Origin of the sequence: Nocardiopsis oceanisediminis (assembly GCF_048595525.1) — a bacterium.
Taxonomy (GTDB): Bacteria; Actinomycetota; Actinomycetes; order Streptosporangiales; family Streptosporangiaceae; genus Nocardiopsis_A; species Nocardiopsis_A oceanisediminis.
Map to the genome: position 1 here is coordinate 5,673,537 of NZ_JAFMZJ010000001.1, position 13,405 is coordinate 5,686,941.

Here is a 13,405-nt window from a genome sequence, read left to right on the forward strand (position 1 = left end):
GACGCTGGAGGTCCGGACGCTTTCAGGATCCGATCTCGCGGTCCGGGTAGTGGCAGGCCGCGGCGTGGTCGCCGCTCCCGCTTCCGGTGGGCTCGGCCACGGGCTGGACGCCCAGGCAGGCCTCCTTCTCCTCCGCCCCGAGGGCCGCGAAGACCGGGCAGCGGGTATGGAAGACGCACCCCCTCGGCGGGGACGCCGGGTTGGGCAGGTCGCCGGTGAGCACGATGTGCTCGCGCTCCCGCTCGACCCGCGGGTCGGGCACCGGGATCGCGGAGAGCAGCGCCCGCGTGTAGGGGTGCGCGGGGGACTCGTAGACCTCGTCCACGCCGCCGATCTCCACGATCTTGCCGAGGTACATCACCGCCACCCGGTCGGCGATGTGCCGGACCACGGACAGGTCGTGCGCGACGAAGAGGTAGGACAGCCCCAGGCGGGCCTTGAGCTCGTCGAGCAGGTTCACCACGCCGGCCTGGATGGACACGTCCAGGGCGGAGACCGGTTCGTCCAGGATCAGCAGCTTGGGCTCCAGGGCGAGCGCGCGGGCGATGCTGATCCGCTGGCGCTGGCCGCCGGAGAAGTGCTGCGGGTAGCGGGAGGCCTGCTCCGCGTCGAGCCCGACCAGTTCGAGCAGTTCGGAGACGCGTCCGGGCAGGTCCGCCTTGGGGAAGCCGTGGGTCCGCAGCGGCTCGGCGATGATCTCGAAGACCGGCATCCGCGGGTCCAGTGAGCTCATCGGGTCCTGGAAGACCACCTGGACGTTGCGCCGGATGGCGAACTTGTCCCGGGCGGTCCCGGTTCCCGACGCCCGGCCCAGCACCTCCACCCGGCCGCGCTGCGGGCGGTCCAGGCTGAGGATCTCCAGCAGCGTGCTGGACTTGCCGCAACCGGACTCGCCCACCAGGCCCAGGGTCTCCCCCTCGGCGATGTCGAAGCTGATGCCGTCCACCGCGTACACGGTGCCGACCCGGCGCTTGAACACCGCGCCCTTCATCAGCGGGTGGTGCTTGACCAGGTCCTCGACGGCCAGCACGGTCTCCCGCTCCGCGCGGGGGCGCTGCGCCGCCTCCGCCGGCGGGATCTCGGGAACAGGGTAGACGTCGGCGACGCCCCACCCCTGCTCCTCGATCTCGGCGGCCCGGACGCAGGCGGCGGCGTGCCCCTCGGTGCCGACCGGCAGCAGGTCCGGTTCGGCTTCGCGGCAGGCGTCCGCCGCGATCGGGCAGCGCGGCGAGAACGGGCAGCCCGGCGGGAGGTCCGCCAGCGACGGCGGGTTGCCGCTGATCGGCACCAGCGGGCGCTTCTCCTCCATGGTGACGTGCGGGACGGCGCCGTGCAGCCCCATGGTGTAGGGCATCCGGGAGCGGTAGAAGACGTCGTCGACGGAGCCGCTCTCCACCAGCCGCCCGGCGTACATCACCTGCACCCGGTCGGCGAAGCCGGCCACCACGCCCAGGTCGTGGGTGATCATGACGATCGCGGCGCCGGTCTCGCGCTGCGCCGTCTTGAGCACGTCCAGGATCTGCGCCTGGATCGTGACGTCCAGGGCGGTGGTGGGCTCGTCGCAGATGATCAGGTCGGGGTCGTTGGCGATCGCGATGGCGATCATCACGCGCTGCCGCATGCCGCCGGAGAACTCGTGCGGGAACGCCCGGTAGCGGCGCCGCGCCTCCGGGATGCCGACCAGTTCGAGCAGCTCCACCGCCCGCTCGGCCGCCTCCTGCTTGGTCGCCTTGGGGTTGTGCACCCGGACCGCCTCGGCGACCTGGTCGCCGACGGTGTAGACCGGGGTCAGGCCGGACAGCGGGTCCTGGAAGACCATGGCGATCGCGTTGCCGCGCTTGGCGGACATGGCCTGGTCGTCCAGGCCGAGCAGCTCCTCGCCGTGCAGCCGGATGGAGCCGGTGACCTGCGCGTAGTCGGGGAGCAGGCCCATGGCGGCCATGGAGGAGACCGACTTGCCGGATCCGGACTCGCCGACGATGCCCAGGACCTCGCCGGGGCGGACCGTGTAGCTCACGCCGCGCACGGCATGGATGTCGGGGTTGCGGACGCTCCCGGGGAAGACCACGTTGAGGTCGGTGACCTCCAGGACCGGGGTTCCGTCGTCGGCGCGCCCGGTGGCCTTCTCTGCCCCGGCGGCACTGGCGGTGCGGGTCATCTTCTTCTCGTCCATTCCTTCTACGACCTGCGTTTGGCCTGGGGATCGAGCGCGTCTCGCAGGCCGTCGCCGATCAGGTTGACCGCGAGGACCAGGACGACCAGCAGGCCGGTGCAGAACGCGAACATCCACCAGAACGCGAGGGCCTGCGGCGCGCCCAGGGCGATCAGCGATCCCAGTGACACGTCCGGCGGCTGCACGCCGAAGCCGAAGTAGGACAGGCTGGTCTCGGTGATGATGGCCGAGCTGACGTTGATGGTCGCGTCCACGATCAGCAGGGACGCCATGTTCGGGATGATGTGGCGGAAGATGATCCGCCAGGCGGGCACGCCCATGTACCTGGCGGCCAGCACGTACTCGCGCTCCTTGAGCGAGATCGTCATGCCGCGCACCATCTTGGCGGTGACCATCCACATGAACGCCGCGAGCAGCAGCACGAACATGATCCACCCGGAGTCCTTGAGGGACGGGTAGAGGATGGCCAGGATCAGGAAGCTGGGCAGCACCAGGGCCAGGTCGGTGACCCACATCAGGGCCTTGTCGGTGAGCCCGAGGAAGTAGCCGGCGAACGCGCCGACCACCGCGGCGACCGCGGTGGACAGTACCGCGACCAGCAGGCCGATGATGATCGACTTCTGCAGGCCCACCATGGTCAGGGTGAACACGTCGCGGCCGGTGTTGTCGGTGCCGAACCAGTGCTCGGGGGAGGGGCCGGAGCGGAACGCGGTGAAGTCCCGCTCCCCCATCTCCCACGGGCTGATCAGCGGCCCGATCCAGGCCATCAGGATCAGGGCGAGGATGAGCAGGATGCCGACCATGGCCCTGCGCGTGCGGAGCAGCTCCCGCAGAACGCCGCCCCAGCGCCCCTGGCCGGTCGCGGCGGTGCGCCCCGGCGCCTCCCCGGGCTGCTCAGTGGTCAAGGTCACGGTTTCCGCTCCATCGTGTGTGCCGTCGTCGGGATCGCCATCAGCTCACCCGGACCCGGGGGTCGAGCCAGGCGTAGAGGATGTCGGAGAGGAAGGACGCCGCCATCACGCACACCGCCATGAAGCAGGTCACCGCGGCCACGGCGTTGACGTCGTTCTGCACGATGGAGTCGACGACCCACGCGCCCATCCCGTGCCAGCCGTAGATCTTCTCGGTGAAGGTGGTCCCCGCCAGCAGCACGCCGAAGGTGAAGGTGAAGTAGGTGATGGTGGGGATGAGGGCGGTCCGCAGCGCGTGCTTGAACAGCGCCTTGCGCCGGGTCAGCCCCTTGGCCATGGCGGTGCGCACGTAGTCCGCGCCGAGCACGTCCAGCATCATGTTCCGCTGGTACCGGGCGAACGCCGCGAACAGCGAGATGGTCAGGGTCAGCGTGGGCAGCAGGGCGTGCTGGAGCCGGTCCAGCAGCGTGCCCCAGAACCCGGCGTCCAGGCCGGCCGTGTACTCTCCGCCGTACTGCAGCATCTGCGTTCCGGTCAGATCGTTGATCCAGACCGCGCCGACCTGGAGCGAGACCGCGATGACCACGGTCGGCACGGAGAGCACGATGAAGGCGGCCCAGGTGGAATAGCGGTCGAAGCGCTTGTACTGCCGCACCGCGGCGTAGGCTCCGACGGAGATGCCCACCGCGCAGCCCAGAACGGCCCCGACCGTGATCAGCCGCAGGGTCACCCCCGCTTTGCGGCTCATCTCCTCATTGACGCTCTGGTCTTTGATGGTCTGGCCGAAATCGCCCTGCATGACGCCGCTCACCCAGACGCCGTACCTCTGCGCCAGAGGCACCTCGTCGTTCAGGTTGAGGTCGTTGAGCTGGGCCTCGATCGCCTCCTGGCTGGGCGGCGGCTGGCGCTGCTCGAAATAGGCGCGCGGCTGCAGGGTGGTCGCCGCCAGCAGATAGGCGAAACTCGATGCTAAGAAGATCAGCACCACGTAGTTCACTAGTCGCCTGACCAGGAACATCCCCAAAGAGGGCCTCCTACCCTGCGCCAACCGCGCCACCCGTGCCGGCTCGGGGCGTCGCGCCCCGCGCACCGCGCGGAGGCCCGGCGCCCTCCAGCGAAGGACATCCGGTTCCCCTGCGGAGCCCGATGGGGTTCACTCCCGATGGCCACCGAAACGTACTTTCATCCGGTTCACGGTCTGTGACCCGAATTTCAACGAGTGTGCTGGATTTCTGAACACTAGCTGGTCACCATGACATCAAGAAAGCGCAACGAGAACACGATCGTCCAGGTTCCGAGCACACCCCAGGGGGCCGGAGCCGCACTTCCGCCGAGCGGTCCCATCATCGTCTACCCGCAGAGATCCACCGCAACACGGCCGAAACCGAGCGAAGGGGCGCCCTTTTCCGGGCACCCCTTGCCAAGTCTCATTCCGCAGGAGATAATCGCCTTTTTCGCCGTTGTTCCGGCCTGCCGACCGGGCGCCTGATCGACGTCCGCTTTCACGTACCGTGCACGACGATCCCGCGGATGTTCTTTCCGTCGTACATGTCCTGGTAGGCGGTTCCGATCTCGTCGAGCGCATAGCGCCGGGTGATCAGCTCGTCCAGTTTGATCCGCCCCGCCCGGTACATCTCCAGCAGCCGCGGGATCTCCCGGCCGGGCGTCCCCATGCCGAAGATGGTGCCCTGGATCCGCTTCTCCATCATCGCCATCTCCCAGAGGTTGATGGGCAGGCCGACCGCCGAGGACGGCCCGATTCCGGTCACCACGACGGTGGATTTCTTGGCGATGGCGGCGAACGCCTGGGCGACGTGCTCGGCCTCGGTCACCCCGACGCAGACGATCGCCGAGTCGGCGCCCTGGCCCCCGGTGGCCAGCCGGGCGAAGTCGGCGGCCTCCCCGATGTCGGCGAAGGCCGCGGTGGCGCCGAACTCCTTGGCCTTCTCCCGCTTGAACTCCACCGGGTCGACCGCGATCACGTGCGCGGCCCCGCGGGCCGCCGCCCCCTGGACCGCGTTCATCCCGACGCCGCCGGCGCCCATCACGATCACCGTGTCGCCGTGCGCGACCTGCGCGGCGTTCTCCGCCGACCCCCAGCCGGTGGCCACCCCGCAGCTGACCAGCGCGGCGACCTCGAAGGAGACCCCGTCGGGGATCTTGACCAGGGAGAACTCCGAGACCACCGCCCGCTCGGCGAAGGTGCCCAGCATCGTCATCTGGGCGACGTCCGCGCCGTCCAGCGAGGCCCGGTAGGTGCCGTCCGGCATGGAGCCGGCCAGCGCGAACATGCCCAGGTCGCACAGGTTCATCTGCCCGGCGTAGCAGGACGGGCAGTGCCCGCAGCTCGGCACGAACTGGGTGGCGACCCGGTCCCCCGGCGCGAACCGGGTGACCCCCGGCCCGACGTCCTCGACCACGCCCGCCCCCTCGTGCCCGCCGATGAACGGCAGGTGCGCGACCGGCATGTCCCCGGTGGCGGCGTGCTCGTCGGAGTGGCACAGCCCGGCGGCCTCGAACCGGACCCGCACCTCCCCCGCCTTCGGCTCTCCGACGTCGACCTCGATGACCTTCCAGGTACCGGGCTGCTCCAGCAGTGCTGCGGCTCGCGTCTTCATGGTGCGGACGACCCTTCCGTGACGGGGGACGGGGAGGAACTTCGCGCCAAGCAGATGCTCGGTCGGCAGGCCGTCATGTCAGTGCACCACCGCCCCCTCCCCCTGTCAACGGCCCTTCCACCGGTCCTCACCCTCCCCGCACCGGGCGGCTTCACCCCTCCCCCAGCTCCGCCCGGGACCCCAGACGGAAGACCCGACCGGCGCCCCCACCGAACACCGAAACCACCCGTCCCAAGGAACGGCGCTCTCCCCCGACACCTCACTCCGCCGCACCCGGACGACCGACAGCGGCGCAGAGGACCGCTCCCCGCCTCCCCATCCGGATCCCAGACGGAAGACCTGACCGGCCCCCTACCGAACACCGAAACCACCGGACGCACGGAACGGCGCTCCCCCGCTCCCCCGCCGAATCATCCGGCCGACGCCCCTGGCGAACATCAGGACGACGGGACACCATGGGCGGTGCGCTCGCCCGACGCCCCGGCCCGCCCGGTGGCGGCGAGGACCGGCCCGGCGGCGGCCGCCGCCCCTTCCCGGCCCCGGGCACGGCGGGAGGCGCCGCACCGCAGAGTCCGCCGCAGGGCCGGCCCGCCGGTGCGGCCCCACCCACGAGGAGGAGACCCCGATGAGCGGGACCGAGCAGGCGGAACCGGCCGCCGGCCGGATGGCCTCTCCGGAGGCCGCCGGCCTCCGGGTGCTGCTGGTCCCGCTCGGCGCGGTGGAGCAGCACGGCCCGCACCTGCCGCTCGACACCGACGTGCGGATCGCCGAGCACGTGGCGCACTCCGCGGCGCGGAGCCTCCCGGACCTCCGGGTCGCGGTCGCCCCCGCGCTGCCCTACGGGGCCAGCGGCGAGCACCGCACCTTCCCCGGAACCCTGTGGCTGGCGGTCGAGACGGTCACCGTCGCCCTGCTCGACCTGGCCCGCGCCGCCCGCCCCTGGGCCGGGCACACCGTGTTCGTCAGCGGGCACGGCGGCAACGCCGAGCCCGCCTCGGCGGCGCTGCGCGTGCTGCGCACCGAGGCCCCCGGCTCGGCCAGCGCCTGGTTCCCGCGCGCCGGCGTGCTGGCGGCGGCCGGCCGCGCCCCCGACGCCCACGCCGGGCGGACCGAGACCTCGATGCTGCTCGCCATCGCCCCGGACCTGGTCCGCACCGACCTGGCCGAACCCGGCGCCACCGCCCCGCTGGCCGACCTGCTACCCGCGATCCGCGCCGGCTCCATCGCCGACGCCTCCCGCAACGGCGTCCTCGGCGACCCCGCCGGAGCCACCGCCGCCGAGGGCCGCGCCCTCCTCCGCCTCCTCACCGAGGACCTGCGGGCCCACCTCGCCCGCGCCCTGAACCGCTGACCGCCCACCGCCGCCCGCAGCCAGGACAGCAGGGACCCCCAGGCCGGGGCGAAGGCGACCACCCGAGCGCGGCGCCCCACGGGGCCGGGGTTCAAGCAGGCAGCGACGGCGGCGGTGGAGAACCAGCCGGTCGGTCGGGCGCGGCGCCTCACGGGGCGGGGGTTCAGACGGGCGGCGAGGGCGGGAGGGGGCGGGGTGCCGCGTTCACCGGCCAGGCCCGGCGCGTGCTCCCGCCAGGGGGTGGCCTTATCCCCTATGCCGGGTTCGCGGCGAGGGTCGAGCGGGGGTGGGGGCGCCCTGCGCACCGCGAGAGCACCCCGATTACATCTACCAGCGAGTAGTAAGCCCCCAAGCCCCCACCACCCCCTCCCCGATTACCCAGAGTGGCCAAAGCGGGGCCTCCCGGCAGGGCAAAAGCGACATCTCGCCCCCACCCCTGCCCTTCCCGAGTTCCGGCTCCCTGCCTTGTGGTCTTGCGGGCGGCTCGAACCCCTGATCAACGGCCCGATCGGGGCCGTTCGGGCCTTCTAGGGCCTGTTCCGGGCCGGGATGCGCGCCCGGGAATCACCGGGGTGCTCTCGCGGTGCGCAGGGCGCCCCACCCCGCCATCACCCTACGTATTCACCCAGGTCAGGGAGGTGCGGCGGTTTCAAGGGCGGCCGGCCCCGGCGCCCGGGCGACGCGGGAACGGCGAACCTGCCGCCCCGGCCCACCTCGACCGCCCCTCCCTGCTCTGCCGCGCCAGACCGACCGGCCGGTGCCCCTTCCCGCCGTCGCCGCCTGCTTGAACCTCCGCCCCGTGGGGCGCCGCGCCCGGGCGGCCAGCCGGTCCCCACCGCCGCCCTCGCCGCCCGTTTGAACCTCCGCCCCGTGGGGCCCGACACCCGGGCGACCACCTTCGCCTCGCTCCCACCGCTGCCGTCGCCGCCTGCTTGAACCTTCGCTCCGTGGGGCGCCGCGCCCGGCTGGAACGCCCGACCGTGTCCCTTCCTGCGCCGTCGCCGCCCGCTTGAGCCCCTGCCCCGCGAGGCGCCGCGCCCGGGCGGCCACCTCCGCCCCGTCCCTGCCTCTGCCGTTGCCGTGCTCTGGAGGGCCGCCTCCTCTCAGGGCCTCGTGGGCCTCCCCTGGTCCTCCTTGATCGGGAAAAGTGGGCGCACGGAGCCGAGTGGGAGGAGCGCGCCGTAGTGCGAGGAGGACACGGCCGGGGCGGGCGAGTGGCGGCCGTGCCCGTCGGCGGGCCGCTGCCGGAGGGGATGAGGGTACTGCTGGACGCCGGGGTGCGGACCGCACTGGGCGGCCGGATGCTGATCGGCGGGGCGCCGGTCCGGGTGGTGCGGCTCTCCGCCGCCGGGGCGCGGGCGGTCGGCCGGTGGCGGGCCGGTACGGCACCTGCCGGCGCGGCGGAGCGGGCGCTGGCCCGCAGGCTGGTCGACGGCGGGCTGGCGCACCCGGTCCCGGATCCCGCCGCGCCGCCGCCCGGGGAGGTCTGCGTCGTCGTCCCGGTCCGGGACCGGACCCGCGCGCTGGCCCTGCTGCTCGCGGCGGTCCGGGCCGACCTGCCCGAAGCCGGCGTGCTGGTCGTGGACGACGCCTCCGCCGACCGCGCGGGCACCGCCCGGGTCGCGGCCGAGCACGGCGCCCGGCTGGTCCGCCGGGAGGCCTGCGGCGGACCGGCGGCCGCGCGCAACACCGGGCTGGCCGCCTGCCGGAGCCCGTTCGTCGCCTTCCTCGACTCCGACTGCGTCCCGGAGCCCGGCTGGCTGGGGCGGCTGCTCGGGCACTTCGCCGACCCCCGGGTCGGCGCGGCCGCCCCGCGGATCCTCCCCGCCCGGGACCGGTCCGGCGGCGTGCTCGCCCGGTTCGAGGCCGCACGGTCGCCGCTGGACATGGGCCCGTCCCCGGCCCGGGCCGCTCCCGGAGGCCCCGTCCCCTACGTACCGTCCGCCGCGCTCGCGGTGCGCCGGTCGGCCTGCCCGGGCGGCTTCGACCCGGGTATGCCGGTGGGCGAGGACGTGGACCTGGTGTGGCGGCTGGCCGACGCCGGGTGGGCGGTGCGCTACGACCCGGCCGCGGCGGTCCGGCACGCGCACCGGACCCGGCTCGGTCCGCTGCTCCGGCGCCGGTTCGACTACGGCACCTCGGCCGGGCCGCTCGCGCTGCGGCACGGCGCTCGGGTGGCGCCTGCGGTGGTGTCGCCGTGGAGCGGGGCGGCCGTCGCGCTGGCCGCGGCCGGGCGCCCGGCCGGCGCCGCCGCGCTGCTCGCCGCCGCGACCGCGCTGCTGATTCATAAGACGGGACGGGCGGGCCCTGCGGTCCCGGTGGCCGAGGCGGGCCGCCTGGTCGGCCTGGGCACGCTCGGCGCGGCCCGGTGGCTGGCCGCGTCGGTGGCCCGGACATGGTGGCCGGTCGCGGTCCCCGCCGCGCTGGCCTCCCGCCGGGCGGCGGTCCTGCTGGCGCTGGCGGCGCTCGCCCCGCCGCTGGCCGAGTGGGCCGACCGCCGCCCGGAGCTGGACCCGCTCACCTGGACCGCGCTCTGCCTGGCCGCCGACGGCGCGTACGCGGCCGGGGTCTGGACCGGCGCGTACACCTCGCGCACCCCGGTCCCGCTGCTGCCGGTACTCTCCTCCGCCCGCTCCCGAGTGCACTGACCCGGGGCGGACGGCGCTCCGCCGACCGGGACCGGGCCGGCCCCGGGAGCGGGCCGCCGATGCGCCCCGGTCGCCGCAGCGCGGACGGCCCCCGGGCCGACACCGCCGACCCCCGCACGGCCCCGGAACGACGGACCGCCGAAGCACCCCGCCGCCGGGCCGACGCCGCCGGACCGGCCGCGCGGGTCCGGATCAGCCGTCGCTGGAGCGCTTCCAGATGTTGACGCCGAGCTCCTTGGCGTGCGTGTCGATCTCGGAGAGCTCGCCGCCGGTGAGCTCGGGGCCGCGCACCGCGCCGAGGCTGTCCTCCAGCTGGGCGACGCTGCTCGCGCCGATGAGCACCGAGGTCACCCGCGGGTCGCGCAGCGCCCACTGCAGGGCCAGCTGGGCCAGCGTCTGGCCGCGGGCCGCCGCGATGCCGTTGAGCGACCGGATGACCGCCAGGCCCTCCTCGTCCAGCCAGTCCGGGTCGAGCGACTTGCCCAGGCTGGCCCGGGAGCCCTCCGGGACGCCGCCGAGGTACTTGCCGGTGAGCATGCCCTGGGCCAGCGGGGAGAAGGCGATGCAGCCCATCCCCTCCCGCTCCAGCGTGTCCAGCAGCCCGGTGTCCTCGATCCACCGGTTCACCATCGAGTAGGAGGGCTGGTGGATCAGGAGCGGGGTGCCCAGGCCGCGCATGATCGCGGCGGCCTCGGCCGTGCGCTCCGGGGAGTAGGAGGAGATGCCCGCGTACAGCGCCTTGCCCGAGCGGACCGCGGCGTCCAGCGCGCCCATGGTCTCTTCCAGCGGGGTGTCCGGGTCGTACCGGTGGCTGTAGAAGATGTCCACGTGGTCCAGGCCCATCCGGCCCAGCGACTGGTCCAGGCTGGCCAGGAGGTACTTGCGGGAGCCGCCGCCGCTGCCGTAGGGGCCCGGCCACATCTGGTACCCGGCCTTGGTCGAGATGATCAGCTCGTCCCGGTAGGCCCGGAAGTCCTCGCGCAGGATCCGGCCGAAGTTGAGCTCGGCCGATCCGGGCGGCGGGCCGTAGTTGTTGGCCAGGTCGAAGTGGGTCACCCCGAGGTCGAAGGCGCGGCGGAGCACGGCGCGCTGGGTCGACAGGGCGCGGTCGTCGCCGAAGTTGTGCCACAGCCCGAGCGAGACCGCCGGGAGGTCCAGGCCGCTGCGCCCGGTGCGGCGGTAGGGCATCCGCCCGTCGTAGCGTTCGGGGTCGGCGCGGTGGACCCCGGCGCTCGGGACGTCCAGCCGCGGAATGTCGGATTCTCGCACCATGGGCCCCATCATCCCACTTCCGTCCCGGGGCCCTCGGGGCGGGCGCGGGGCTCCGGGGCACCGGTGCGGCAGGAGCCGGCGGGGCGGGAGGCGTGCGGGTCCGCGCGGGTCCGCGAGGCGGCGCCCGGCGGGTGCGGGAGGGCGCGCCCTCCCGCACCCGCGCGGGTCAGCTGCCGATGTCCCGGCCCTTCCGGTGCCAGATGGAGACGACCGACGGCCGGGGGAAGCCGCCCCGGTCCGGCCAGGTGCTGGTGGGCTCCTCCACGGAGCCGTCCTCGCCCGGGTGCTGGGGGGCGATGAACACCGTCTTGTTGTCCCTGGTGATGAACGGGCCGCAGCACTCCGCCTCGACCGGGACCGTGGCGAAGGTCTTCAGCTCGCCCTTGTACTTGCCGTGCATCGGCACGGCGTGCAGCCCGTCGTTGATGCCGAGCGCGCCGGGCTGGCCGTCGGTGGAGATCCACAGGTTGCCGTGCTTGTCGAAGGTGAGGTTGTCCGGCGCCGAGATCGGCGCGACCTTCGACTTGTCGTAGCCGGCGAAGTAGGTGCTCGGGTCGGAGGGGTCTCCGCAGACCACCGGGACGTCCCAGGTGAACTCGGTGGCGCCGGCGTCGTTGCCGGCCTCGGTGATCTCCAGGATGTGGCCGTACTTGTTGGGGCCGCGCGGGTTGGGCTCGTCGGCCTGGCCGGGCTCGCGGGCGCTGTTGTTGGTCAGCGCGCAGTACACCTTGCCGGTGACCGGGTTGGGCTCGAAGTCCTCGGGCCGGTCCATCTTGGTGGCGCCGGCCCTGTCCCCCGCGATGCGGGTGTGCACCAGGACCTCGGCGACGGTCATCCCGTCGACGTAGCTCTCCTCGTCGGTGCAGAGCGGGATCCACTCGCCGACCCCGTCGAAGGCGCCGTCGGAGGGGAGCTTCCCGGAGCCGTCGAACTCCTCGGCGGGGCTGTCGCCGGTCAGCCGGCCGACGTACAGCGTCCCCGAGTCGAGCAGGGTGTCGTTGTGCCGGCGGGACCCCTTCCGGTACCGGTTCCTGCTGACGAACTTGTAGATGTAGTCGAACCGCTCGTCGTCGCCCATGTAGACGGCGACCCGGCCGTCGTCGGTGAGCCGGGTGTTGGCGCCCTCGTGCTTGATCCGGCCGAGCATGGTGCGCTTGCGCGGCTTGTATCCGGGGTCGGTCGGGTCGATCTCGACCACCCAGCCGAACCGGTTCGCCTCGTTGGGCTCCTTGGACAGGTCGAAGCGCTCGTCGACCCGGTCGAAGCGGCGGTTGTCCTTGCGGGTGTCGCCCTCGACGGGGACGCCGTACCGCTTCAGCGCGGCCTTGGCCTCCTCCGGGGCGCCCTCACCGCCGACGAAGTACTGGTTGAAGTTCTCCTCGCAGGTGAGGATGGTGCCCCAGGGCGTCATCCCGCCGGAGCAGTTGTTCAGCATGCCGAGCACCTCGGTGCCCTCCGGGTCGGCGCCGGTGCGCATCAGCGCGTCGCCCGCGGCCGGACCGGTGATCCGCATCGGGGTGGTGGCGGTGATCCGGCGGTTGAACCGGCGCCGGCCCCTGGACGGCCGCCAGCCGCCCTTGCGGTCCCGGACGATCTCCACGATCGAGCCGCCGTGCGCGGCCATCGAGACCTTGATCAGCTCGGGGTCGATGTCGGCGCCGTCGGTGTAGCCGGCGAACATCAGGTTCTCGTTGGTGTACTCGTGGTTGACCCAGAGCAGGCCGCGGTCGCGGGAGAGCTCGCGGAACCCCACGTAGTCGCAGTTGTAGCCGAACTGCTTCTCCTGCGCCTCGGCGGTCTGGTCCTCGAAGTCGAACTCCGGGGCGTCCGGGAGCACCGGGTCGCCCCACCGGATGACGATGTTGTGCTCGTACCCCTTGGGCACTTTGACGTCGTCGGAGGTGCTGGGCGGCAGGCCGTCGAACTTCAGCCGCGGGTTGCCCCGCCCCTTGCCGCCCTTGGCCGGGGCCGCGGCGGCGGCGGCCGGGGCGCCGAGCGCGCCCAGCCCCAGGGCGGCGGCGCCGGCGCCGACCGCGCCGGTGCGCAGTGCGGCCCGGCGGGAGACCATTCGGCTGAACACGTCGCCGAAGTAGGGGTTGTCACTGGTGTTGGGGGCGTCGTGGAAGCAGGCGTAGCCGCAGCGGAAGCGGCAGGTGGCGGCTGTTCTCCCTCCGCCGACCGGGCCGGCCAGTGGAAGGCTGCGGCGGTGGGGCGCGGATCCGGGCACCGATGTCCTCCTGGTGTTGCGCGGGGATCGTCACCCGGGTCCGCCGCCGGAGCGGCCGCCCCGGGCCGCCACGACCATGGCGAACACGGCGCTCCCGAGAGTTAACCCGTGGTGAACGCGGCGCCAAATCCCTGGCACGCGTTTCCCCTGCGACCATCTTCTCGATCACACTGTCCGCACAGCGTAGTGGCGTTCCACCGCAAAG

The 13,405-nt window shown here is 73.3% G+C and carries 8 protein-coding genes; 2 read left to right on the forward strand and 6 right to left on the reverse strand.

Going from position 1 to position 13,405, the window contains the following annotated elements:
• Positions 1 to 22: 22 nt before the first annotated feature.
• The 4 genes from J0910_RS24790 to J0910_RS24805 all read right to left on the reverse strand — a co-directional run bounded on the left by J0910_RS24790 (position 23) and on the right by J0910_RS24805 (position 5,702).
• Positions 23 to 2,158, reverse strand: a complete 2,136-nt coding sequence (locus J0910_RS24790; RefSeq protein ID WP_420162079.1) for a dipeptide ABC transporter ATP-binding protein — start codon at positions 2,156 to 2,158, stop codon at positions 23 to 25.
• A gap of 20 nt (positions 2,159 to 2,178) precedes the next feature.
• The gene (locus tag J0910_RS24795; protein ID WP_420160947.1) at positions 2,179 to 3,084 is read right to left on the reverse strand and encodes an ABC transporter permease; all 906 of its coding nucleotides are present in this window, start codon (positions 3,082 to 3,084) and stop codon (positions 2,179 to 2,181) included.
• A gap of 40 nt (positions 3,085 to 3,124) precedes the next feature.
• Positions 3,125 to 4,108, reverse strand: a complete 984-nt coding sequence (locus tag J0910_RS24800) for an ABC transporter permease (protein WP_420160948.1) — start codon at positions 4,106 to 4,108, stop codon at positions 3,125 to 3,127.
• Between the two features lie 478 nt (positions 4,109 to 4,586).
• Positions 4,587 to 5,702, reverse strand: a complete 1,116-nt coding sequence (locus tag J0910_RS24805; RefSeq protein WP_420160949.1) for an NDMA-dependent alcohol dehydrogenase — start codon at positions 5,700 to 5,702, stop codon at positions 4,587 to 4,589.
• A gap of 625 nt (positions 5,703 to 6,327) precedes the next feature.
• Between J0910_RS24805 and mftE the strand changes: the two genes are divergently transcribed.
• Both mftE and mftF read left to right on the forward strand, forming a co-directional pair.
• Positions 6,328 to 7,053: a mycofactocin biosynthesis peptidyl-dipeptidase MftE gene (gene mftE, locus J0910_RS24810; RefSeq protein WP_420160950.1), complete on the forward strand. Its 726-nt coding sequence runs from the start codon at positions 6,328 to 6,330 to the stop codon at positions 7,051 to 7,053.
• Positions 7,054 to 8,267: 1,214 nt separating this feature from the next.
• Entirely contained in the window at positions 8,268 to 9,701 is a 1,434-nt protein-coding gene (mftF, locus tag J0910_RS24815; RefSeq protein WP_420160951.1) for a mycofactocin biosynthesis glycosyltransferase MftF, read from the forward strand.
• Between the two features lie 192 nt (positions 9,702 to 9,893).
• Here mftF and mgrA read toward each other — a convergent pair whose 3' ends face one another.
• On the reverse strand, positions 9,894 to 10,973 hold the full coding sequence (gene mgrA / locus J0910_RS24820; RefSeq protein WP_420160952.1) for an L-glyceraldehyde 3-phosphate reductase: 1,080 nt from the start codon (positions 10,971 to 10,973) through the stop codon (positions 9,894 to 9,896).
• Between the two features lie 166 nt (positions 10,974 to 11,139).
• Positions 11,140 to 13,200, reverse strand: coding sequence for a PhoX family protein (locus J0910_RS24825; RefSeq protein ID WP_420160953.1), 2,061 nt, complete (start codon positions 13,198 to 13,200; stop codon positions 11,140 to 11,142).
• Between the last annotated feature and the right edge of the window lie 205 nt (positions 13,201 to 13,405).

Excerpts from the sequence above, each read along its gene's own strand:
- J0910_RS24790 (WP_420162079.1), bottom strand. The coding sequence starts at position 2,158 with ATGACCCGCACCGCCAGTGCCGCCGGGGCAGAGAAGGCCACCGGGCGC.
- J0910_RS24805 (WP_420160949.1), bottom strand. The coding sequence starts at position 5,702 with ATGAAGACGCGAGCCGCAGCACTGCTGGAGCAGCCCGGTACCTGGAAG.
- mftE (WP_420160950.1), top strand. The coding sequence starts at position 6,328 with ATGAGCGGGACCGAGCAGGCGGAACCGGCCGCCGGCCGGATGGCCTCT.
- mgrA (WP_420160952.1), bottom strand. The coding sequence starts at position 10,973 with ATGGTGCGAGAATCCGACATTCCGCGGCTGGACGTCCCGAGCGCCGGG.